The organism is Parvibaculum indicum (assembly GCF_011762095.1).
In the GTDB taxonomy this organism is placed as follows: Bacteria; Pseudomonadota; Alphaproteobacteria; order Parvibaculales; family Parvibaculaceae; genus Parvibaculum; species Parvibaculum indicum.
The window spans coordinates 187,738-208,343 of sequence record NZ_JAASQO010000009.1 but is presented as its reverse complement, the minus strand read 5'-3'; the positions used below and the strand labels follow the sequence as shown (position 1 = coordinate 208,343).

The 20,606-nt window shown below is 61.8% G+C and carries 25 protein-coding genes; 14 read left to right on the top strand and 11 right to left on the bottom strand.

The window, feature by feature from the left end:
- Positions 1–285 precede the first annotated feature (285 nt).
- The 5 genes from FHS78_RS12730 to hemE form a co-directional block, all read right to left on the bottom strand.
- On the bottom strand, positions 286–978 hold the full coding sequence (locus tag FHS78_RS12730; protein ID WP_167094745.1) for a PAS domain-containing protein: 693 nt from the start codon (positions 976–978) through the stop codon (positions 286–288).
- A gap of 116 nt (positions 979–1,094) precedes the next feature.
- Complete coding sequence (rho, locus tag FHS78_RS12725) at positions 1,095–2,366, bottom strand: transcription termination factor Rho (protein ID WP_167094744.1); 1,272 nt, start codon at positions 2,364–2,366, stop codon at positions 1,095–1,097.
- Between the two features lie 479 nt (positions 2,367–2,845).
- The gene (hemJ, locus tag FHS78_RS12720) at positions 2,846–3,292 is read right to left on the bottom strand and encodes a protoporphyrinogen oxidase HemJ (RefSeq protein ID WP_343041974.1); all 447 of its coding nucleotides are present in this window, start codon (positions 3,290–3,292) and stop codon (positions 2,846–2,848) included.
- A gap of 111 nt (positions 3,293–3,403) precedes the next feature.
- Positions 3,404–4,450, bottom strand: a complete 1,047-nt coding sequence (hemH, locus tag FHS78_RS12715; protein ID WP_167094743.1) for a ferrochelatase — start codon at positions 4,448–4,450, stop codon at positions 3,404–3,406.
- Positions 4,451–4,453: 3 nt separating this feature from the next.
- A complete protein-coding gene (gene hemE, locus FHS78_RS12710; RefSeq protein WP_343041973.1) occupies positions 4,454–5,506 on the bottom strand; it encodes a uroporphyrinogen decarboxylase in 1,053 nt (350 codons plus the stop codon).
- Between the two features lie 535 nt (positions 5,507–6,041).
- Between hemE and FHS78_RS12705 the strand changes: the two genes are divergently transcribed.
- The 6 genes from FHS78_RS12705 to dnaQ all read left to right on the top strand — a co-directional run bounded on the left by FHS78_RS12705 (position 6,042) and on the right by dnaQ (position 10,228).
- A complete protein-coding gene (locus FHS78_RS12705) occupies positions 6,042–6,869 on the top strand; it encodes a pyruvate, water dikinase regulatory protein (RefSeq protein ID WP_167094742.1) in 828 nt (275 codons plus the stop codon).
- A complete protein-coding gene (locus FHS78_RS12700) occupies positions 6,866–7,483 on the top strand; it encodes a Maf family nucleotide pyrophosphatase (RefSeq protein ID WP_167094741.1) in 618 nt (205 codons plus the stop codon). The genes FHS78_RS12705 and FHS78_RS12700 overlap by 4 nt, the downstream gene beginning before the upstream one ends.
- Before the next feature lie 11 nt (positions 7,484–7,494).
- Positions 7,495–8,334 carry a shikimate dehydrogenase gene (locus FHS78_RS12695; RefSeq protein WP_167094740.1) on the top strand — a complete coding sequence of 280 codons (840 nt, stop codon included), beginning with the start codon at positions 7,495–7,497 and terminating at the stop codon, positions 8,332–8,334.
- A gap of 29 nt (positions 8,335–8,363) precedes the next feature.
- Positions 8,364–8,990, top strand: coding sequence for a dephospho-CoA kinase (coaE, locus tag FHS78_RS12690; RefSeq protein ID WP_167094739.1), 627 nt, complete (start codon positions 8,364–8,366; stop codon positions 8,988–8,990).
- 28 nt (positions 8,991–9,018) lie between these two features.
- Positions 9,019–9,450, top strand: coding sequence for a VOC family protein (locus FHS78_RS12685; RefSeq protein WP_167094738.1), 432 nt, complete (start codon positions 9,019–9,021; stop codon positions 9,448–9,450).
- Positions 9,451–9,535: 85 nt separating this feature from the next.
- Positions 9,536–10,228: a DNA polymerase III subunit epsilon gene (dnaQ, locus tag FHS78_RS12680; RefSeq protein WP_167094737.1), complete on the top strand. Its 693-nt coding sequence runs from the start codon at positions 9,536–9,538 to the stop codon at positions 10,226–10,228.
- Positions 10,229–10,237: 9 nt separating this feature from the next.
- Here dnaQ and secB read toward each other — a convergent pair whose 3' ends face one another.
- Both secB and FHS78_RS12670 read right to left on the bottom strand, forming a co-directional pair.
- Positions 10,238–10,738, bottom strand: coding sequence for a protein-export chaperone SecB (gene secB, locus FHS78_RS12675; protein ID WP_167094736.1), 501 nt, complete (start codon positions 10,736–10,738; stop codon positions 10,238–10,240).
- A gap of 152 nt (positions 10,739–10,890) precedes the next feature.
- Positions 10,891–11,442: an FxsA family protein gene (locus FHS78_RS12670; RefSeq protein WP_167094735.1), complete on the bottom strand. Its 552-nt coding sequence runs from the start codon at positions 11,440–11,442 to the stop codon at positions 10,891–10,893.
- A 166-nt stretch (positions 11,443–11,608) separates the two neighbouring features.
- Between FHS78_RS12670 and FHS78_RS12665 the strand changes: the two genes are divergently transcribed.
- The 4 genes from FHS78_RS12665 to FHS78_RS12650 all read left to right on the top strand — a co-directional run bounded on the left by FHS78_RS12665 (position 11,609) and on the right by FHS78_RS12650 (position 14,601).
- Positions 11,609–12,298 carry a Tim44/TimA family putative adaptor protein gene (locus FHS78_RS12665; protein WP_343041972.1) on the top strand — a complete coding sequence of 230 codons (690 nt, stop codon included), beginning with the start codon at positions 11,609–11,611 and terminating at the stop codon, positions 12,296–12,298.
- Positions 12,299–12,401: 103 nt separating this feature from the next.
- The gene (gene mltA / locus FHS78_RS12660; protein WP_167094733.1) at positions 12,402–13,505 is read left to right on the top strand and encodes a murein transglycosylase A; all 1,104 of its coding nucleotides are present in this window, start codon (positions 12,402–12,404) and stop codon (positions 13,503–13,505) included.
- Between the two features lie 69 nt (positions 13,506–13,574).
- Positions 13,575–14,219: a Smr/MutS family protein gene (locus tag FHS78_RS12655; protein WP_167094732.1), complete on the top strand. Its 645-nt coding sequence runs from the start codon at positions 13,575–13,577 to the stop codon at positions 14,217–14,219.
- 10 nt (positions 14,220–14,229) lie between these two features.
- A complete protein-coding gene (locus FHS78_RS12650; protein ID WP_167094731.1) occupies positions 14,230–14,601 on the top strand; it encodes a helix-turn-helix domain-containing protein in 372 nt (123 codons plus the stop codon).
- Positions 14,602–14,648: 47 nt separating this feature from the next.
- On the opposite strand, the gene hslU is transcribed toward FHS78_RS12650, so the two are convergent.
- The 3 genes from hslU to hslV are packed head-to-tail and all read right to left on the bottom strand — an operon-like array spanning position 14,649 to position 16,952.
- A complete protein-coding gene (hslU, locus tag FHS78_RS12645; protein WP_167094730.1) occupies positions 14,649–15,953 on the bottom strand; it encodes an ATP-dependent protease ATPase subunit HslU in 1,305 nt (434 codons plus the stop codon).
- Positions 15,954–16,007: 54 nt separating this feature from the next.
- Positions 16,008–16,388 carry a hypothetical protein gene (locus tag FHS78_RS12640; protein ID WP_167094729.1) on the bottom strand — a complete coding sequence of 127 codons (381 nt, stop codon included), beginning with the start codon at positions 16,386–16,388 and terminating at the stop codon, positions 16,008–16,010.
- Between the two features lie 3 nt (positions 16,389–16,391).
- Positions 16,392–16,952 carry an ATP-dependent protease subunit HslV gene (gene hslV / locus FHS78_RS12635; protein ID WP_167094728.1) on the bottom strand — a complete coding sequence of 187 codons (561 nt, stop codon included), beginning with the start codon at positions 16,950–16,952 and terminating at the stop codon, positions 16,392–16,394.
- Between the two features lie 177 nt (positions 16,953–17,129).
- On the opposite strand from hslV, the gene FHS78_RS12630 reads away from it, so the two are divergent.
- Positions 17,130–17,756: a pyridoxamine 5'-phosphate oxidase family protein gene (locus FHS78_RS12630; RefSeq protein WP_167094727.1), complete on the top strand. Its 627-nt coding sequence runs from the start codon at positions 17,130–17,132 to the stop codon at positions 17,754–17,756.
- 6 nt (positions 17,757–17,762) lie between these two features.
- Here FHS78_RS12630 and FHS78_RS12625 read toward each other — a convergent pair whose 3' ends face one another.
- Positions 17,763–18,290 carry a pyridoxamine 5'-phosphate oxidase family protein gene (locus FHS78_RS12625; protein WP_167094726.1) on the bottom strand — a complete coding sequence of 176 codons (528 nt, stop codon included), beginning with the start codon at positions 18,288–18,290 and terminating at the stop codon, positions 17,763–17,765.
- A gap of 378 nt (positions 18,291–18,668) precedes the next feature.
- Here FHS78_RS12625 and hisB point away from each other — a divergent pair, with 378 nt between their 5' ends.
- From hisB to hisH, 3 genes are all read left to right on the top strand, one after another.
- The gene (hisB, locus tag FHS78_RS12620) at positions 18,669–19,280 is read left to right on the top strand and encodes an imidazoleglycerol-phosphate dehydratase HisB (protein WP_246220478.1); all 612 of its coding nucleotides are present in this window, start codon (positions 18,669–18,671) and stop codon (positions 19,278–19,280) included.
- Between the two features lie 82 nt (positions 19,281–19,362).
- Complete coding sequence (locus tag FHS78_RS12615) at positions 19,363–19,926, top strand: DUF2628 domain-containing protein (RefSeq protein WP_167094725.1); 564 nt, start codon at positions 19,363–19,365, stop codon at positions 19,924–19,926.
- 40 nt (positions 19,927–19,966) lie between these two features.
- Positions 19,967–20,605, top strand: coding sequence for an imidazole glycerol phosphate synthase subunit HisH (gene hisH / locus FHS78_RS12610; RefSeq protein ID WP_167094724.1), 639 nt, complete (start codon positions 19,967–19,969; stop codon positions 20,603–20,605).
- Position 20,606 lies beyond the last annotated feature (1 nt).

The window sequence follows — 20,606 nt, the reverse complement described above, 5'->3', positions numbered from 1 at the left end:
CCGAAAACCCAAAACCCTTCGTCTGGAAGGCTGACCCCGATCAAATCATCGCCGCCAGAAACCGAGGGTTCCAAACGTTGGAATCAATCCACTAGATGTTACGCTTCTATCCGGAGAACTGGCCGGAAAGACCACAATCAAGATCGACTAAGATCGCACGCCTCGAGGATATGTTTCCTACATAGCTGACCTCCTGGTCCGGGTGCCGTCGGCGACCGGTCAGCATTACCGTACCGATGAGGCACGGTTCTAGGTCTTCACCAGCTCACAGTTCTTCACGCCGCCTCAGCATTCCATCCCGAGCAACGGATCGGGAACGCCATACCCTGTGTCGATGAAGACCGCGCGTTTCAGCTCCGGCTCCCGATCCATTCTGAGTTTCTTCGTCCAGATATCTTCCTCGATCTCCACGGGGACAATGGTGCCGATGATGCGCGGCTTGCCATCCGCGGCCGGCGCGATGGGCAGGGTCACCAGCTCGCAAAGATGCGTGCTGCCGTCGAACCCGCGCATCTCGCGCAGCATGACGAGGCCGCAAGGCATATCGTGAAGCATTCTGAGCCGTGAAATGTCGAGATGGCGGGTCGGATAATCGCCCAGGCCGAAAAGATCGACCCCGGTAAGATCGAACCCCGTCGCTTCGGCAAGCGCCGAACCGTAGATACGGAAGACGAGCTTTTCGGGGCCTTCCCAACTCATATAGCGGATATAGGGGAGGATCTGGCGCAGAGCTCTCGGGCTGACGGCATCCGCCGCGGGAATGGGCCCGGCACCGCGCGCTTCCTGCCACCAGGCCAGAAACTGGTGCCCGGCACCGGTAAGTCTTACCCCGGCATAAATCTCGGGCGTCGAAGATCTGTCGCTCTGGAGATCGACGGTGGCACCGGCGAGATATTCCCGGCTGAGAACGCGTGTAACCCAGGCTGGGGATGCGACCTCGCCCCCGGCCGTATTTCCGCCTACACGATTCCCCGCCATGGCCGCCCACGCCCCCTAGTGCCAACACACGCAACTCTAGGCGGGAATTCGTGCCAAACTGTTAATCCGACAATCCCGGAAACCGGCATTTCGCACCCGGTTTCCGGATCGGCCGGTCAGGTATTCATGGAGTCGAAGAACTCGTCGTTGCTCTTGGTCTGCTTGAGCTTGTCGAGCAGGAATTCGATGGCATCCACCGTCCCCATCGGGTTCAGGATGCGGCGCAGCACATACATCTTCTGGAGCTGGGCCTTTTCGACCAGCAGCTCCTCCTTGCGGGTGCCGGATTTGAGAATGTCGATCGCCGGGAAGACGCGCTTGTCGGCAATCTTGCGGTCGAGGATTATTTCGGAGTTACCCGTACCCTTGAACTCTTCGAAGATCACTTCGTCCATACGGCTGCCGGTATCGATGAGCGCCGTGGCGATAATGGTGAGCGACCCGCCCTCTTCGATGTTTCGCGCCGCGCCGAAAAAGCGCTTGGGGCGCTGCAGCGCATTGGCGTCGACACCGCCGGTCAGCACCTTGCCGGAGCTCGGCACCACCGTGTTGTAGGCGCGGCCCAGACGGGTGATCGAGTCCAGCAGGATCACCACATCGCGGCCATGCTCCACCAGGCGCTTGGCCTTTTCGATCACCATTTCGGCGACCTGCACATGGCGCTGCGCCGGCTCGTCGAAGGTCGAGGAGATGACCTCGCCTTTCACAGAACGCTGCATGTCGGTCACTTCTTCCGGCCGCTCGTCGATCAGCAGCACGATCAGATAGCTTTCCGGATGGTTGGTTGTGATGGAGTGCGCAATGTTTTGCAGCAGCACCGTCTTACCGGTCCGCGGCGGCGCGACGATGAGCCCTCGCTGGCCCTTGCCGAGCGGCGCCACGATGTCGATCACCCGCGAGGAACGGTCCTTCAGCGTCGGATCCTCGACTTCCATTTCCAGGCGGCTGTCCGGATAGAGCGGCGTCAGATTATCGAAATGGACCTTGTGACGCGCCTTGTCCGGGCTTTCGAAATTGATCGAATTGACTTTGAGGAGCGCGAAATAACGCTCGCCCTCCTTGGGACTGCGGATATCGCCTTCGACGGTGTCGCCCGTCCGCAGCGAGAAGCGGCGGATCTGCGAGGGCGAAACATAGATATCGTCCGGACCCGGCAGGTAATTCGCTTCCGGCGAGCGCAGGAAGCCGAAGCCGTCCGGCAACACCTCCACCACGCCTTCGCCGATAATGTCCACATTGCGCTCGGCATATTGCTTCAGGATCGCGAACATCATGTCCTGCGTCCTGAGCGTCGAGGCGTTCTCGACCTCCAGCTCCTCGGCAAGCGAAAGCAGTTCCGTCGGAGATTTGGCTTTGAGGTCTTGCAGCTTGATCTGCGTTTCAGACATTTTCGGCGTCTCTTTTTTCCGCATCCGGCCCGTCAGGGGTCGCGGACATAGCGTCTATGGTGTTGGAACGGCCTTGCCTCTTTTCGAGGAGCGACCGGGCTGGGAAATGAGGTTTTCTGCCTTGGCGCCGGGCGCTCGATACTCGCAAGCGGGGCATTCTGTCGGCGATGGTCTGGAAAGTGAGGCCTTCCGGAACTGAAACCTTTATGGGCGGGCGTGTGTAATCGGTCGATTGTCGGGAGATCGCCCCTGATCCGGGCGTCGATGCCTTTCCTGCCACCATATCGCGTGAAATCCGGCGGGATATTCAGCGATTTCGTGCTCTTGGAACCACCCGGCAGACCGGTCGGACTACCCGGAGGTCCGGAAAGGACGATAAGGAAGGAAACCGGTCTCCCGGCTATCCACGCAACATATAACCGCAGATGCCCGCAGTTTCAATCCGGTTTCTTGCCAATCAGCCCGACCGATAGCCGCTCCTAGAACGGCTTCACGATCACCAGGATCACGATGAAGATCACCAGGGTAGGCGGACCTTCATTGACGATCCGGAAGAAACGGCTCGTATAGGGCCGCTCGTCGCGCTCGAACTGCTTACGCCAGCGCGCGAAAAAGCCATGCAATGCAGACATGAGCAGGATCAGGAAGAGCTTTGCGTGCATCCAAGGCTGGCTCAGCCAGTCCGGCACCGCAACCAGCATCAGAATGCCGAAGACGAAAGTCGCGATCATCGCCGGATTGATGATCCCGCGCAGCAGCCGGCGCTCCATCACCTTGAAGGTCTCCGACTTGTCGGAGCCGACCTCGCTCTCCCGGTGATAGACGAAAAGCCGCGGCAGATAGGCCATGCCCGCCATCCAGAAGATCACCGAAACGACATGCAGGGCGCGCAGCCAATCATAGGCATCGATAAGGAAATTCTGCACGGGGGAAACGTCCTTGAGCGGGCTCGATAAGGCAAAGTCGGATGGCAAGTACAGGTCGCAGCGGCCGCACCCTATCCCCGGTCCCGGCGGCGAACAAGCACTCGGCGTCGATCAGGCAACGCTTTTGAGCGGCACATCCCTGGTACAGGGATGCCCGGCAACGTCTTCGGGACACAACACCCCCTCATGCGCCCGCGCATCGCGCACCAGCCTCGCCAGCGCTTCGATGAAAGCCGGATGACCGGAGACCGTCGCGATCCGTTCGTAGCGCGGGACACCCGCTTTCGCAGCCAGCTCGCCATATTCGATATCGAGTTCGACCAGCGTCTCGGAATGTTCGGACACGAAGGCAATCGGCAGGACGATCAGGCTCTTGCCCTCGGCACCTGCCTTTTCGATCTCATCGTCGGTCGCGGGCCCGATCCATTCCATCGGCCCTACACGGCTCTGATAGCTCGCTCGCCAGTCGAGATTTTCGATGCCAAGCGCCTTCACGAGTGCCGCACAACTCTGCTCGACCTGCGCCTGATAGGGATCGCCCTGATCGACGATCTTTTTCGGCAGGCCATGCGCGGAAAAAAGGATTCGTACGGACGATTTGTCCTCGAACGTGTCCAGCTTCGCCTTCAGCAGATCGGCATAGGCCGCGATGAACCCCTCCGCTTCCGGATAACAGCAGACGGCGCGTGTCGGCACGGCAAGTCCGGCGGCCCTCGCCGCCCGGTCCCAATCCTTGAGCGAGCTCTCCGTCGTCGTCGTGGAATATTGCGGATAGAGCGGCAGGAGCACGATCTCGTCCGCGCCCCAGACCTTCACCGCCGCCGCGGCCTCGTCCGCGAAGGGATGCCAGTAACGCATGGCGATGAAGCATTTCGCTTCCATCTCCGGACCGAGCAGTTTTTCCAGGGCCGCGGCCTGTGCTTCCGTTTCCGGCACCAGCGGCGACCGACCGCCCAGATTGGCGTAGATCTCGCGCGCGACCGGCGCGCGGCGCGAAGAAATGAGCTTCGCGATCAGCCAGCGAAAAGGGTTCGGCAGACGAATGATCGCGGGATCGTTGAACAGGTTGAACAGGAAAGGCTGCACTGCGTCCGGACTGTCCGGCCCGCCCAGATTGAACAGAACGATCGCCACCTTGCGCCGTGCGTTTTCAGACATGCCTCAGGCCTTCCAGTTCTTCACAAGCTCCACAAGCTCGGCGACATGGTCCGGCGGGGTTTGCGGCACGATGCCATGACCCAGATTGAAAACGAACGGACCGTCCCCGAGCTCTTCGAGGATATAGGTTGCCTGCCGCCTCATTTCCTCTCCCCCTGCGACCAGGAGTAGCGGATCGAGATTGCCCTGGACGCAGCCGAGAGACTGAAGCCGCTCGCGGGCCCAGTGAAGCTGCATGCCGGTATCGAGGCTCAGTGCATCGACACCCGTCTCCCGGAAATAGGTTTCGGCCATCGGCCCGGCACCGCGCGGAAATGCGATCACTGGAAGATCGGGATATCTTGCCTTCAGCTTCGCCGTTATGGCTTTCATCGGCTCCAGCGCGAAACGCCGGAACGAAAGATCCGGCAGCGAGCCTGCCCAGGTATCGAAGATCTGGATGGCCTCCGCGCCCTGCTCCACCTGTGCGGAAAGATGCACGACAGTTGCCTCGACCAGAAGATCGATCAATTGCTGGAATTCATCCGGCGCTCGATAGGCCCACGCCTTGGCTGCACCCTGATCCGGCGAGCCGCGCCCGCCGACCATATAGGTCGCCACGGTCCATGGCGCGCCGGCGAAACCGATCAAGGTCACATCCCGCGGCAGGCTCGAGGAAAGCCGCGACACCGTCTCGTAAACCGGCGCGAGACGCTCCTTCACCGCACCAGGATCGAGATCGCCGAGCTGACCGAGCTCCGTAATGGGCTCAAGCACCGGTCCTTCGCCTTCCCTGAAAGCAACTTCCTGACCCAGTGCATCCGGCACAACCAGAATGTCTGAAAACAGAATGGCCGCATCGAAGCCAAACCGCCGGATGGGCTGAAGCGTTACTTCCTCGGCAAGTTCGGGATTGTAGCAAAGATTGAGGAAACTCCCGGCGACACCGCGAACCTGCTTGTACTCCGGCAGATATCGCCCGGCCTGCCGCATGAACCAGACAGGAGGCCTGTCCGGTTTCTCTCCTGCCAGTGCCTTGAGAAGCCGTTTCTTCGGTGCTGCCGTCCCGTTTTTCACAGGCTCTTTCTCCTTACTAATAAAGATTCTTGAAATAGTAGGGGATAGTGGATGGCTGTGGATGACGGGGATCAAAACGCCACCCGTTTTCATCCACAGGTAAGGATGTCGCATGACGGCAACCTTCCCGACCCCTTCCTATCTCAAGATGACTGTGCGCAGAAGAGGACAAGACAGGGAAAGCATTGTTGTCCCGGCGGCTTGGCATGTGGGCTGCTTTTCCACACAGGCTGTGAAGCCTGGGGATAACTAGTGGGTCATACCGGCACAATCGGGTTTTCCCCGATTCCCCGAAGTGTATCGGCGGGTTTTTCCATGGACTCATGAATCCGGGGAGCGAAAAAGCAAAGCGGGTATGGCTAAGTCATACCGTTCCCGGAAAGCCGGGTTACACCCGTTCTCCACAGTTTTCCACAGGGTCGGGCGCAATATATGCACGGTTGTGTCCGGTCCTTCCGGGCTCGCGCGGCAAGCGAAAAACCTTGGCAAGCCGGCAACCGGACCGATAGTTTGTCGCACCTGTCGGGAAAGGCTCATGAATTCCAAGCGTATCTTCCATCTTCATCTCGTATCGGACGCGACCGGCGAAACGCTGAATGCCGTGGCGCGCGCCGCCTGTGCCCAGTATGAGGATGCGCGGCCGGTGGAGCATGTCTATGCGCTGGTCCGTGGGCCCAAGCAGCTCGAGCGCGTATTGAGCGAGATCGAAACATCGCCCGGTATCGTGATGTTCACCATGGTGAATGACGAGCTGAGAAAACGCCTGGAAGCGCGCTGTTATGAAATGCAGGTTCCCTGTATCTCCGTGCTCGATCCCGCCATGCAGGCGCTGGGCAGCTATCTCGGCAAGGAGATTTCCCACAAGCCCGGCTCCCAGCACGCGATGGATGCCGAATATTTCGGGCGGATCGACGCGCTGAACTACACCATGTCGCATGATGACGGTCAGTCGGCCGGCGATCTCGACGATGCCGATATCATCCTGCTGGGGGTCAGCCGCACGTCGAAGACACCGACCTGCATCTATCTTGCCAATCGTGGAATCAAGGCGGCCAATATTCCGATCGTTCCCGGTGCGCCCTTGCCGCCCGATCTGGAAACCGCATCTCATCCGTTGATCGTAGGCCTGACAACGAGCCCGGACCGGCTCATACAGATTCGCAAGAACCGTCTCCTTTCGCTGCATGAGAAAACGGATACCGACTATGTTTCGCCGGAAGCCGTATCGGACGAAGTGGCTTATGCCCGCCGTCTCTATGCGCGCAATGGCTGGCCGGTGATCGATGTGACGCGCCGTTCCATCGAGGAGACCGCCGCCGCCGTTCTAAATCTCTATTCCGACAGACAGAGAGCTGCGCAATGACCCGTTCTCTTATCCTCGGATCCGGTAGTGCTGTTCGTGCCATGCTGTTGTCCCAGGCGGGCGTCGAGTTCGAGGTCGTCACCTCCGAGGTGGATGAGGATGAGATCAAAGACGAATTCTCGAAAAGCGAACAACTTGGAGATACAGAATTCGCGACCGACAAACTGGCGCTGAAGCTGGCCGAAGCGAAGGCGCTCGCCGTCGCCGCGAAACGTCCCGATGCACTGGTCATCGGCGCCGACCAGATCCTGAGCTGCGAGGGCCGCCGCTTCGACAAGCCCAAAAGCCTCGATGAAGCCCGGACCAATCTGAAATTCTTCCGCGGCAAGCCGCATATCCTGCATGGCGGTATCGCCATTGCGCAGGGCGATGCGATCATCTGGGGTCATTCGGATCGCGCGACGCTCACCATGAGAGGTTTCACCGACGCCTTTCTGGAGGAATATCTCGCCCGGCTGGGCGATGAAGTGTTGAAAAGCGTTGGCTGCTACCAGATAGAAGGTCCCGGCGTTCAGCTTTTCGAGCGGATCGAGGGCGATTATTTCACCATTCTCGGCCTGCCGCTTCTGGCGCTGCTCGCCGAACTGCGCCGCCTCGCCGCGGTTCCCGCCTGAGGAGTCCCGCAATGCGCAAGGCATGTGTCATCGGCTGGCCCGTCGCTCATTCCCGCTCGCCGCTTATTCACAATTTCTGGATCGAAAAATACGGTGTGGCGGATGCTCTCTATGAGCGTCTGGCCGTGGAGCCGGACAAGCTGGCGGACACGATCGCCCGGCTGAACGAACTCGGCTATGTCGGTGCGAATGTAACCGTGCCGCATAAGGAAGCGGCTTTCGCCCTGCTCACACGGCACGATGCGCTTGCAAAGCGCCTGCGTGCGGTGAACACCATCGTGACGACGGATGAGGGTCTCGAAGGCCGCAATACGGATGGCTATGGCTTTATCGCCAATCTGAAATCGGGCGCGCCCGGCTGGAACGCCGCCGCCGCGCCTGTCGTGATGATCGGCGCCGGCGGCGCGGCCCGCGCGATTGCGGTTTCGCTGGAAGAAGAAGGCGCGCCGGAACTACGCATCGTCAATCGTACCCGGGCGCGCGCCGAGGCGCTTGTCACCGAGATCGGCCTGGCCGACGCACATATATATGAATGGGACGAGCTGCCCCGCGCGCTAGACGGGGCAGGCCTTCTCGTCAACACGACCACGCGGGGCATGAAGAGCGAAAACGACCTGTCGCTCGACCTGTCGCCGCTCGCCAAGCAGGCCGTGGTTACCGACATCGTCTACACGCCGCTCGAAACCGGGCTCCTGCGCGATGCGAAAGCGGCGGGCTTCACCGTCGTGGATGGCCTCGGCATGTTGTTGCATCAGGCGGTGCCCGGCTTCGAGGCCTGGTTTGGTACGCGGCCGGAGGTCACCGACGAATTGCGGGCGCATGTTCTGGGCGATATGGGTGCCCGGGAATAGGAAGGCGCAAGCCTGGAAGGGAGAACGCAATGCTGCTGATCGGTCTCACCGGGTCCATCGGCATGGGCAAGTCCGAAACCGCGCGCATGTTTCGCGATCTGGGCGTGCCCGTTTATGACGCGGACGCAGCCGTGCATGAGCTTTACGGCAAGGGCGGCAAGGCGGTCGATCCCATCGGCGAAGTCTTTCCCGAGGCGATCGTCGATGGCGCGGTGGACCGCAAGGCCCTGTCGCGCTGCGTGGTCGGTCTGCCCGACGAAATGAAGAAACTCGAAGCCATCGTCCATCCGCTGGTCGGTGAAGCCCAGCTCGATTTCCTGAAGCGGTCCATGGACGAGGGCCATGAAATGGTCGTACTGGATATTCCGCTCCTCTACGAAACTGGCGGTGAATCCCGTGTCGATGTTGTGGTGGTGGTCTCCGCTCCCTACGATCTCCAGAAGGAACGCGTATTGGCGCGGCCCGATATGGACGAAGCGAAATTCGCCGCGATCCACGCCAAGCAGATGGCCGATGAGGAAAAACGCAAACGCGCGGATTTCATCGTGGAAAGCGACAAGGGTCTCGACCACGCCGCCGCGCAGGTAAAAGAGATCGTCGCGGCATTGAAAGGCCGCGAAGGCAAGGTGCTTCGGGAGAGATTGCCTCAGGCCTGATCCCGAGCCGGACAGGGGGAGACGACGAATGGAACAGAGACTGAGCCTCGTCACACTCGGTGTCGCGGATCTTTCGCGCGCGAAGGATTTTTATGTCTCGCTCGGCCTGACACCCGCAAAGGCCAGCACCGAACAGGTCGTCTTTTTCCAGCTGAACGGCATCGCGCTGGCTCTTTTCCCGCGCAGCGATCTTGCCGCCGATGCGGGCGTCGCTCCTTACGGCGAAGGTTTCAGCGGCATCGCGCTGGCGCATAATGTCCGCTCGCGTGAGGATGTCGACCGCCTGCTCGCCAAGGCGGAAACGATGGGCGGTCGTATTCTGCGCGCCGCGCAGGAAGCAAGCTGGGGCGGCTATACCGGCTATTTCGCCGATCCTGATGGCCATGTCTGGGAGGTTGCGTTCAATCCCTATGCCGTGATCGGTGATGACGGTTCCTTCCACATTTCGGAAGACGACTGAACGCGCTAGACTCTTTCAACCGAACTGATTTGCACTCTGCCCCGCGCGAAGGGACGCGCGCGCGGCGGGAAACGGGGCGAAACCTATGCGCGAAATCGTGCTCGATACGGAAACGACGGGCCTGTCCTGGGCTGATGGCGACAGGCTGGTTGAAATTGGCTGCCTGGAGTTGCTGAACCACGTCGCGACTGGAAACAATTTCCACGTCTATATCAATCCCGAGCGCGACATGCCGCAGGAGGCATTCAACGTACACGGACTATCCTCGGAGTTCCTTTCCGACAAGCCGGTTTTCGCCGATATCGCAGACGATTTCCTGGCCTTTGTCGCGGACGACCCGCTGGTCATCCACAATGCCACCTTCGATATGGGTTTCATCAACTGGGAGCTGAAACTGCTCGGGCGTCCCGAAATTCCCGCCTCCCGCGCGGTGGACACGCTTCAAATCGCCAGGCGCAAATTTCCCGGCGCGCAGAACAATCTCGATGCGCTTTGCCGGCGCTTCAGCATCGACAATTCCGGCCGCACCTTTCACGGCGCGCTGCTCGACAGTGAATTGCTGGCCGAAGTCTATCTGGAGATGCGCGGCGGAAGGCAGCCCGGCCTCGTACTCGACGCCGCGCTCGATCTCGATAGCGCGGGCACGGTGGAACAGGTCGAACGCCGCCAACGGCCCGAGGCCCTGCCCTCCCGGCTGACGCCGGAAGAGGCGGAGGCTCATGACGCCTTCATCGCCACGCTGGGCGAGGATGCGCTCTGGCAATCGGTAAAGGGCTAGACGTCGGCCTCAGTTCGGCTTGGCGCCGGCGACTTCGGCCTGCATCTGTTCGCGGCGCTGCTGATAGAGGCTCACGAAATCGATCGGGTCGAGCAGCAGCGGGGGATAGCCGCCATCGCGGGTGACGTCGGCGATCATGCGGCGCGCAAAGGGAAAGATCTGGCGCGGGCATTCGATGACGAGCACCGGTTCGAGCTGGTCTTCGGGAATGTTCTCCAGACGGAAGAGACCGGCATAGTCCAGCTCGACGAGGAAGAGCGCCTTGCCTTCGACCTTGGCATCGACGCCGATTTTCAGAGCGACCTCGTAATCGGCATCTGCCATGCGCTGCACGCCGACATCGACGCGAACGTCGATATTGGGCTGACCCTGGAGCTGCCCGAGAAGGCTCGGCGCGTTCGGATTCTCGAACGACATATCCTTCACATACTGCGTCATGACGCGAAGTTGCGGACCGGCCTGAGCCGCGGCGTCTGCGGAAGTCTGTCCGGTCTGGGTGTCGTCGGCCATCTCTCGTAAATCCCCTAAAAATACAGGCTGGCGCCGGCGGATCGATTGTCCCCGGTTTGCTGCTGGCTAGCACGTATGGGGTTGACCGGCAAGGACGCCCGGAAGGCGGTCGGGAGAACGCATGAGGGGATGTGACAGGCCGGGAGGCCGGATCACTTCTTCCAGGGCGAATCCGGATCGGACGGTCCCTCGCCGTCGGTATCCTCCTCCGAAATCTCGATTGCCTCGCCCTCGATGACAACGCTGCCCTGCGCCCCGCCTCTTTCGGGCCGGTCGCCGCGGTTCGGGCGACCTCCCATGCCGCCGCCCATACCGTCATGGGCGCCGGGATAGACCTGGAGCCGTCCGCTCCTGATCGCCCAGTTCACCAGCCATTTTGCGACGCCATGGCGTACCGGCGGGATGAGGAAGAGAAATCCCGTCATGTCGGTGATGAGACCGGGCGTCACCATCAGCAATGCCGCGGCAAACAGGAACATGCCGTCCAGCACTTCTGCCACCGGTGCCTCCCCGCGCTGAAGCGCGGCTTGCGCCCGCTGCCACGTCTGAAATCCCTGCAGCCGCAAAAGCCAGGTCCCGGCCACCGCGGTCAGGATGACGACGGCCAGCGTCGGCCACAGGCCGATCAGACCGCCCACCTTCACGAGGACGGCGATCTCGGCCAGCGGCATGATGATGAAAATCAGGAAAAGAATCGGAGCCAATGGATTTCCGCGTTCTGGCAGTGTACCCCGCGACGATGGTGCCGGTGGCAAATTGCCTTTCGGTGTCTTACGTTAGATAAGACGAAACAGTAACGGTGCAATGGCCTGCCGTCACGGGCCAGCGGGCCGGGTTGGCCCCGGGTGGCGAAAGCGGATGGAAAACAGCGTGACATTTCTAAATCTAATTCTGCTCGCGGTCGCAATCGGCGTGCTTTTCAAGCTCTACAGCGTATTGGGCAAGCGGACCGGGCATGAACGGGAGCCCTACGACCCTTATTCCCGCCCGGATGCGCAGTCCGGGGACGACAAGGTTGTCACCCTGCCGCGCCGCAACACCAACGGCCCGACGGCCGGGCAGCGCAACAAGGCCCCGTCCTGGGACGCCATTGCGCCGGAAGGGTCGGACCTCGCGCATGCCCTGACCGAGCTTTCGCTGGCCGATCGCAGCTTCGATCCCCATGCCTTTGTCGAGGGCGCCCGCGGTGCCTATGAGATGATCGTGACCGCCTTCGCCGAGGGAGATCGCGAGACGCTGAAGCCGCTTCTGTCCGAGGAGGTCTTCGCCAATTTCGACGCGGCCATCAAGGACCGGGAGGACAAGGGCCTTACCCTCGACCAGAACCTCATCGGCATCGACAAGGCGGAGATCCGCAAGGTGGCGCTGTCCGGCGCCGAGGCACGGATCACCATGCATTTCGAGAGCCAGATGACCTCCTGCACCAAAAATTCGGATGGTGTGGTCGTCGAAGGCGATCCCGTGACCGAGCGCAAGGTCACGGATGTCTGGACCTTCGAGCGCAATGTGAAGAGCCGCGATCCCAACTGGCGTCTGGTCTCCACCGGCAGCACCGATTGAGGGCCGGGCCATGGGGAGCGTAAGGGGCCTGAAACAGGGCAGGCGTCGTTCGGCGCTTTCGGTTCTTTTCGCGGCGGCGCTTGCTCTGGGAGGCTGCGGGACTATGCAAAGCGATAGCGCCGGTCCGTCCCCCGCCCGCCCGGCCCACCTCGCACAGGGGGGCCCGAGCGGCCTTCATGCCATTTCCTTCGACGAGCTGCCCGGCTGGACCGCGGACAATCACGGCGCGGCGCTGATCTCTTTCAGGCGATCCTGCGAAGCCGTCCTGAAGCTCGGCGCCGACGATCCCCTCGACCGCAAAACGGGCGGCGGCGGTATCTATGGCGAGGCGGGAGATTGGCAACCGGCTTGCCGCTCCGCTTTCGACGCCTCCCCCGGCACGGCCCGAACCTTTTTCGAGCGTTGGTTTACGCCGGTCCGCTTTCCCGCCGAAACCCGGGCCGACGCTCTTTTCACCGGCTACTACGAACCGATTATGCGCGGCTCGCTGACGCGCCATGGCGCTTATCAGACGCCGATCCTCCGCCCGCCGCGCGGTTTTGCCGAGGCACGCAGGGCCGGGGTGGTCTTCCCCACGCGCGCGGAAATAGAGGCGGGCGGCTACGATGCGGACCGTCAGCCGATCGTCTGGCTCGAAAACCCGGTTGACGCCTTTTTTCTGCATGTTCAGGGCTCCGGCCGCGTGACGCTGGAAGACGGTCGGACTGTGCGCCTCGCCTTTGCCGGCAAGACCGGCCGTCCCTATACCTCCATCGGCAAGGTGCTGATCGACCGTGGCGCCATCGCCCGCGAAAATGTCTCCATGCAGACCATTCGCGCCTGGCTGGAAGCCCATCCCGACCAAGCGAAAGAGGTCATGGACATGAATGAGTCCTATATCTTCTTCCGCCGGCTGGACGGGGTGGGCGCCGATCTCGGGCCTGTGGGCGCGGGCCGTGTGCATCTGACGCCGGGCCGTTCCATCGCCGTGGATCGCAGCTATCACCCGCTCGGGTCGCTCTTCTATCTCGCTACGACCTATCCCACGCCAGCGGGCGACAAGCCGCTCGAACATCTGATGGTGGCGCAGGATACCGGCTCGGCTATTCTGGGTCTCCAGCGCGCCGACGTCTTTATCGGATCGGGAGACAAGGCGGGCTGGGTTGCGGGACACATGAAATCGCATGGCGAGCTTTTCGCCCTGGTGCCCAAAGACCTCGCGCCCTGAACGATCTCCGGGCACCGCGCCGGGGCGTGGGGGCGGGACGATGCGGTAGCGGAACCCTGGTTGACGGCAATGGCTGACAGCAACGACAAGACCGGGCGACGCAAATCCGCCCGCAGGCTGAGCGCCGGCGAGAAGGAGCTTTGGCAGCGCGTCACGCAGGAGGCCGTGCCGCTTCACAAGCCGCGCCGGGCCCCCGCTGCCGATAAAACGACAACCGACATTCCACCAGCCGATCCGAAGCCGGATGCCGGTGCCGCCTCGCGCACGCGCCGGGCCGCGAAACCGGTCGCGGTTCCGCCGCCCCAGACCCAGCCCGTGCCCGCCGCCCCGCCATTGACCGGTCTCGACAGGCGGATGACCCAGCGGCTCGGACGCGGTCAGTTGGAGGTCGAGGCGACGCTGGACCTTCACGGTCATACGCAGGAGCGGGCCTATACGGTTCTTGCCTCTTTCCTGACCCGGGCGAGATCGCGCGGATACCGGCTCGTTCTCGTCATCACCGGCAAGGGCGACAGCCCTTATGCCCGGCACACGCTGCATGGCAATGATTTCTACAATGTGCCGGAACGGCCCGGCATTCTGCGCGCTGCGCTGCCGCGTTGGCTGGAGGAATCGCGCTTCCGCGCCATCGTGGCAGGGTTCCAGCCGGCTCATCCGCGCCATGGCGGCGGCGGCGCCTTTTATGTCCGCCTCCGCCGGAAGCGCGATAAGTGAGCCCGGTCGCATGACGCCCTTCGGCAAGAAACTCAGGGAATTGCGGGCCGCCCGCGGGCTGACGCTGAAGGATATGGCCGCGGCGCTCCGCGTTACCCCTGCCTATCTCTCCGCGCTGGAGCATGGACGGCGCGGCCGGCCGAGCTTCCGTTTCGTGCAATCCGTGATCGGCTATTTCAACATCATCTGGGACGAGGCGGAGGAGCTGGAGCGGCTGGCGCATCTCTCCCATCCCAGGGTGACGATCGACACCTCGGGTCTCGATCCCGCCGCCACCGAAATGGCCAACCGGCTTGCCGAAGAGATCGCCAGACTCTCCCCCGGCGAAATCGGAGAGATCTCAACGATTCTCAAAATGCGAAACCGGCGTGGCGGGAAGTAGGCTCCGGGCTCTCCGCCTGTAAGCCCGGCAATGACAATGAGCAAGCGTCAAAGAATGAACTTCGACAGATCCGCGTTCTTCGACAGATCGCCGATATGCTCATGCACATAGGCCCCGTCGATCGTCACCGTCTGGCCGTAGCGGTCGGAGGCGGCATAGCTGACCTCTTCCAACACCCGCTCCATCACCGTGTGAAGCCGGCGCGCGCCGATATTCTCCACCGTTGAATTGACCGACACAGCGATATCCGCCAGCGCGTCGATCCCGTCTTCGGTGAAGTCGAGTATCACGTCTTCCGTCTGCATCAGCGCCACATATTGCTTGATGAGGCTCGCTTCCGGCTCGGTGAGGATGCGTTTGAAGTCCTCCCGAGTCAGCGCCTGCAGCTCCACGCGGATGGGCAGCCGGCCCTGAAGTTCCGGCAGAAGGTCGGACGGCTTGGAAATGTGGAAGGCGCCGGAGGCGATGAAGAGGATGTGGTCGGTCTTGACCGCGCCATGTTTGGTGGAAACCGTGGTGCCTTCGATGAGCGGCAGCAGGTCGCGCTGCACCCCTTCCCGGCTCACATCGCCCGAGCGCTCGGATTTTGCGCAGATCTTGTCCACCTCGTCGAGGAAGACGATGCCGTGCTGTTCCACAAGCTCGATGGCATCCTGGGTGAGCTGCTCCTGATCGAGCAGCTTGTCGGATTCCTCGGCGATCAGCACGTCATGGCTTTCCTTCACGTTCATGCGGCGGGTCTTTGTCCGGCCGCCGAATGCCTTCCCCATAATGTCGGAGAGATTGATCATGCTGACCTGGCTGCCGGGCATGCCCGGCATATCCATGAAGGGCATGCCGGAGCCTGAATCCGACACCTCGACCTCGATCTCCTTGTCGTCGAGTTCGCCGTTCCTGAGTTTGGCGCGGAAGCTTTCCCGCGTGCTTTCGCTCGCATTCTCGCCGACCAGCGCGGAGAGCACCCGTTCCTCGGCGGCGATATGGGCCTTGGCCTGCACGTCCCGGCGCTTTTTTTCCCGCACGATCCCGATTGCGATTTCCACCAGGTCGCGGACGATCTGCTCTACATCCCGGCCCACATAGCCCACCTCGGTGAATTTGGTGGCCTCGATCTTGATGAAGGGCGCCTCGGCGAGCTTGGCAAGGCGGCGGGAAATCTCGGTTTTGCCCACGCCGGTCGGCCCGATCATCAGGATGTTCTTGGGCAGCACCTCTTCGCGCATCGCATCGGGCAATTGCTGGCGCCGCCAGCGATTGCGCAGTGCGATGGCCACGGCGCGCTTCGCGTCCTGCTGACCGATGATGTAACGGTCGAGTTCCGAAACGATTTCACGCGGCGAAAAACTGGTCATGAGGTGAGGATAACTCCGTGGATAACTGTGGATATCGTCCGTGGAAAACGAGGGTTAAATGACAATCGGACTGTCGGAAAACGCGGTTTTCTTGCTCCGGATACCGACTTTTTCGGCCCCGGAACGATACCGGTCGTCGGTATGCGGACAAGATGTCGGGAAGGGGTTGTTGCAGCTGAAAACACCACCTACCGTGTTGTTTTCATTCGAAAAACCGTTCCGGAGGCTCAGGGCCGCTTCATCTGTTTTCCGGCTCTCGCTGCGGTTTCCGCGCGCCGTTTTAGAGCGGAAAAAAGAGGAAAATAGCATTTTGTGTCTATCTGGACGAAGAGCCGCTCCTCCGGCATGTGAAAGAACGGCGGGACTGGCCGCGGGCCGGTCGGCAAAGCCGGCTTCGGGGCCTGTCCATGGGCGTCCTGGGTGCGGCGGTTTCATGATTCAGGCATCCAGCATTTCGACAACTATATTGTCGTTTGTGTAGACGCAAATCTCGGCGGCGATCCCCATCGCCTTTCGGGCGATTTCTTCCGCGCCGAGATCGCCGTCCATCAGCGCCTTGCCGGCGGCGAGCGCATAATTCCCGCCCGATCCGATACCGACCACGCCGCCATCGGGCTCCAGCACATCGCCATTGCCGGTCAGCACCAGCGTGACTTCCTTGTCGGCCACGATCATCAACGCTTCCAGGCGCCGCAGAAAGCGGTCGGTCCGCCAGTCCTTGGCAAGCTCCACCGCCGCCCGCATGAGCTGGTTGGGATATTGTTCGAGCTTGGCTTCCAGCCTTTCGAACAGCGTCATCGCATCCGCCGTGGCGCCTGCGAAGCCAGCGATCACATCGCCCTTGCCGAGCGGGCGCACCTTGCGCGCCGTACCCTTCATCACCGTATCGCCCATGGAAACCTGGCCGTCGCCGGCAAGAACCACCTTCCCGCCTTTTCGGATGGCCAGGATGGTGGTGCCGTGCCAATCGACAGGGAAACGGTTGTTCGGATCACTCATGAGACGGGGCTCCGGAAAAATGCGGTCGGGATCGCATCCATGTGGCCTTTCCGGCAGGCGGGGTCAAGGCGGCGGGCGGGAATGCCGCGCTTTGGCCCCATAGATGAGAATAGCTTGCAACAACGACCCGGCCGGGCCTAGGCTGCCGGCAGGTTGACGAGAGGGAGGAAAGAAACGATGAGCGAAGCAAAGCATGTCCTGGAGAGCGAGCCGGATCTCCGCGCGGTCTATCGCGAACCCTCCGATGGCGCGATGCTCAAGCAGCTTGCGTTCATCGATCCGCATTCGCGCCGTTTCATCGAACTTTCGCCCTTTCTCTGCATCGGGTCGTCGCGGCCGGACGGCACGGCGGATGTCTCGCCGCGCGGCGGCGAGCCGGGTTTCGTCCATGTGCTGGATGACAAGACGCTCGCCATGCCGGACCGGCCGGGCAACAACCGGCTCGATACGCTCACCAATATCGTCCACCAGCCCGCGGTGGGCCTGCTCTTTTTCGTTCCCGGCTTCACGGAAATGCTCCGCGTCAACGGCAAGGCCGAAACCGTCACCGACCCCGCGCTCATGAAGCGCTTCGAGCACCAGGGCAAGCCGCCCCGCTCCGTGATGACGGTTGCGGTCGAAGAGGTTTACCTTCACTGCACCAAGGCGCTGAAACGCTCGGGCCTGTGGGAAAGCGACAAGCAGGTTCCCAGAAGTGAGATGCCCAGCTTCGGCGAAATGATCCGCGACCAGATGAAGCTCGATATGGATGCCAAGCCTATCGACGATGCGCTGGAGCAGGACGCAAAAGACAATCTTTATTAGAGCCCGCTAGCGCGGCATCTCGAAATCGCCGGGATCGCCGCCCAGTTCGCGCACCTTCGTTTCCAGATCGCGAATGCGCGCTTCCAGCCGGTCGAAGGCAGGGCTCAGCGTTTCGCTGTCCCAGCGCGGCTGGATATGCGCCCTGCAATTGAGGTCCCATTCCGTGATGTCGAAATGAATGCCCCGCTCCACCCGCGCCCGGTAGGCCGGCACGGCGAGCGGCTTTATCGCTTCCGGATCGGTGATGGGCTGTGCCCGTCCCCGGATCTTGATGCGGGTGCGGCTGGGATAGTCGATCAGGAAGATGAAGGCCTGGGGGTTTTCCTCCATATGGCGCAGCGAGACATATTGGGCATTGCCGGCAAAGTCCGCGAAGCCGAGACGGTTCTCGCCGATGACCCGTAGAAAACCTTTCGGCCCGCCGCGATGCTGGATATAGGGCGCGCCTTTCGCATTCGCCGTGCCGAAATAGAAATGGTCCTGCGTTCCGATGAAACGGGCGAGGTCGTCGGTCATGCGGCTTTGCCAGGCCATGTGGGTGGGTTCCTTTTTCGGGCAATGCGGGCACCCTATATGGCAATGGGCATAGCCGCGCGCCACCCCGACCCCGTTCACAACATCTTGCGTTGTCGTGATCGCTGGACGCTAGCAGCTATTTTACCTCTATAATTGAATCAACAACTTGCCAAATACTTCGGAGATTCTGGTAAAACCACTTAATGTGTCACATGAGGATTCGTTAAGCGGTTGGGTTAACGTCGAATAAGCATTTGTATTTCAAATTGAATCTATCTCCCCTGCGCGGCGTGGCGGCGGCGAGGCTGGCGCTTCCGGCGTCGCGCTGATAAAAGCCGCCCCACCAGAGCAGGAGACCGGACGGGACAGGCCCCGCCCGCCTTGAGGAAAAGGCAAATGGATATGGAACGCGCCGCGCGCACCGCGTCGGTGGAGCGCAAGACCAAGGAAACCAGCATCGCCGCCGAGGTAAATCTCGACGGGACGGGGCAGTACGATGTCTCGACCGGTATCGGCTTCCTCGATCACATGCTGGAGCAGCTTTCCCGCCACGCGCTGATGGATCTGAAGCTCCGCGCGGAGGGCGATCTCCATATCGATTTTCACCACACCACCGAGGACACCGGCATCGTCATCGGCGAGGCGGTGAAAAAGGCGCTGGGCGATTTCAAGGGGATCCGCCGCTATGCGACAGCCGTCATTCCGATGGACGAAACCTGCACCCGTGTCTCGATCGACGTGTCGCAGCGCCCCTATCTCATCTGGAAGGTGAATTTCACCCGTCCGAAGATCGGCGACATGGACACCGAACTCTTCAAGGAGTGGTTCCAGGCCTTCGCACAGAATGCGGGCATCACGCTGCATGTCGAAAACATGTATGGCGAGAACAACCACCACATCGTGGAAAGCTGCTTCAAGGGACTTGCCCGGGCGCTTCGCGATGCGATGGAGATCGACCCGCGCACGGCGAATGTCATCCCCTCCACCAAGGGCGTTCTCGGCAGCTGAGCAGTGGCCATGCCGCGCAATCTGCCTTAAACAGGGCGGATGAAGGACGGGCGGCGCCGGGCCGCTTCCGGAAGACGGTTCCATGCGCATCTACACGGTCCATTATCGCAAGGACGCGCCCGCCGATGGCGAGGGCTTCGTTTTCGTGCGCGAGGGCTTTGCCTGGGGCGGGCTGATCTTCGGCTGGCTCTGGCTGCTCTATCGCCGCTTGTGGATTCCGCTGGTTCTCTGGATCGCCGCGGCGGTCCTGCTCGGCGCATTTGCCGAAGCCAGCCAGGTCGATGAGGCGGTCCCTGTCATCGTTGCCTTCGCCATGCAGCTCTGGCTCGGCTTTGAAGGCAATGATCTCAGGCGCTGGGCGCTGGAGCGCAAGGCCTATGTGGCGGTCGACCTTGTCGCCGCGCCTGACAGGGCCACGGCGGAGCGCATCTTCTTTTCCCGCAGGAAAGGCCCGGTCGATCTTTCCGAAGAAACCGGAAATTGGGTGTCGCCCTCGGGCGGCGTCTGGCCCAAGCGGCCCAGGCCCAGGGATGGCGGCGCCGTCCCGGCCGGCAGCGACCCGAAGGATGCCGCCGCACGGCACGGTGTCTGGCCCCGCCGCGACGATGAGCGCGTCCTTGGCCTCTTCCCAAAGCCGCAAGCTTGAGCCATACCACTCGCGCTGAAAACGCTTCAGAAAGCCTCCGATGCTCGTCACCATCGTCGATTACGAATCCGGCAACCTTCATTCCGCGGCCAAGGCCTTTGAGCGTGCGGCCCGCGACCGGGGCCTTGCCGCCGATATCCTCGTCTCGGGCGATCCGGAGGCGCTGCGCCGCGCCGAGCGCATCGTGCTGCCCGGCGTGGGCGCTTTCGGCGATTGCCGTGCCGGGCTCGATGCCATTCCCGGCATGGTGGAAGCGCTGGACGAGGAAGTGCGCCGGAAAGGCAAGCCCTTCCTCGGCATTTGCGTCGGCATGCAACTCATGGCCGAGCGCGGCCTGGAATATGGCGTCCACAAGGGTCTGGGCTGGCTGAAGGGCGACGTGAAGCCCATCGATCCCGCCGACCGCTCGCTCAAGATCCCGCATATGGGCTGGAACGAACTCACCCTGAAACGCGCTCATCCGCTGCTCGAGGATCTGCCCGGCAATCACGCCTATTTCGTCCACTCCTATGCTTTCTCGGCGGAGGACGACGAAGACGTGTTGGCGGTGACCGATTATGGCGGCCCGGTCGTTGCCGCGGTCGGCCGTGACAATATGGTGGGCACGCAGTTCCACCCCGAAAAGAGCCAGGGCGTCGGCCTTGCGCTGATCGGCAATTTTCTGACCTGGAAAGTCTGAC

Coding starts and splice junctions, on each gene's coding strand:
- FHS78_RS12730 (WP_167094745.1), bottom strand. CDS start 978: ATGGCGGGGAATCGTGTAGGCGGAAATACGGCCGGGGGCGAGGTCGCA.
- FHS78_RS12700 (WP_167094741.1), top strand. CDS start 6,866: ATGACCCGTTCTCTTATCCTCGGATCCGGTAGTGCTGTTCGTGCCATG.
- hslU (WP_167094730.1), bottom strand. CDS start 15,953: ATGACCAGTTTTTCGCCGCGTGAAATCGTTTCGGAACTCGACCGTTAC.
- FHS78_RS12650 (WP_167094731.1), top strand. CDS start 14,230: ATGACGCCCTTCGGCAAGAAACTCAGGGAATTGCGGGCCGCCCGCGGG.
- hisH (WP_167094724.1), top strand. CDS start 19,967: ATGCTCGTCACCATCGTCGATTACGAATCCGGCAACCTTCATTCCGCG.
- hslV (WP_167094728.1), bottom strand. CDS start 16,952: ATGAGTGATCCGAACAACCGTTTCCCTGTCGATTGGCACGGCACCACC.
- mltA (WP_167094733.1), top strand. CDS start 12,402: ATGCAAAGCGATAGCGCCGGTCCGTCCCCCGCCCGCCCGGCCCACCTC.
- FHS78_RS12685 (WP_167094738.1), top strand. CDS start 9,019: ATGGAACAGAGACTGAGCCTCGTCACACTCGGTGTCGCGGATCTTTCG.
- rho (WP_167094744.1), bottom strand. CDS start 2,366: ATGTCTGAAACGCAGATCAAGCTGCAAGACCTCAAAGCCAAATCTCCG.
- hemH (WP_167094743.1), bottom strand. CDS start 4,450: ATGTCTGAAAACGCACGGCGCAAGGTGGCGATCGTTCTGTTCAATCTG.
- coaE (WP_167094739.1), top strand. CDS start 8,364: ATGCTGCTGATCGGTCTCACCGGGTCCATCGGCATGGGCAAGTCCGAA.
- FHS78_RS12640 (WP_167094729.1), bottom strand. CDS start 16,388: ATGAAACCGCCGCACCCAGGACGCCCATGGACAGGCCCCGAAGCCGGC.
- dnaQ (WP_167094737.1), top strand. CDS start 9,536: ATGCGCGAAATCGTGCTCGATACGGAAACGACGGGCCTGTCCTGGGCT.
- FHS78_RS12615 (WP_167094725.1), top strand. CDS start 19,363: ATGCGCATCTACACGGTCCATTATCGCAAGGACGCGCCCGCCGATGGC.
- FHS78_RS12630 (WP_167094727.1), top strand. CDS start 17,130: ATGAGCGAAGCAAAGCATGTCCTGGAGAGCGAGCCGGATCTCCGCGCG.
- FHS78_RS12625 (WP_167094726.1), bottom strand. CDS start 18,290: ATGGCCTGGCAAAGCCGCATGACCGACGACCTCGCCCGTTTCATCGGA.
- FHS78_RS12705 (WP_167094742.1), top strand. CDS start 6,042: ATGAATTCCAAGCGTATCTTCCATCTTCATCTCGTATCGGACGCGACC.
- hisB (WP_246220478.1), top strand. CDS start 18,669: ATGGATATGGAACGCGCCGCGCGCACCGCGTCGGTGGAGCGCAAGACC.
- FHS78_RS12655 (WP_167094732.1), top strand. CDS start 13,575: ATGGCTGACAGCAACGACAAGACCGGGCGACGCAAATCCGCCCGCAGG.
- secB (WP_167094736.1), bottom strand. CDS start 10,738: ATGGCCGACGACACCCAGACCGGACAGACTTCCGCAGACGCCGCGGCT.
- FHS78_RS12695 (WP_167094740.1), top strand. CDS start 7,495: ATGCGCAAGGCATGTGTCATCGGCTGGCCCGTCGCTCATTCCCGCTCG.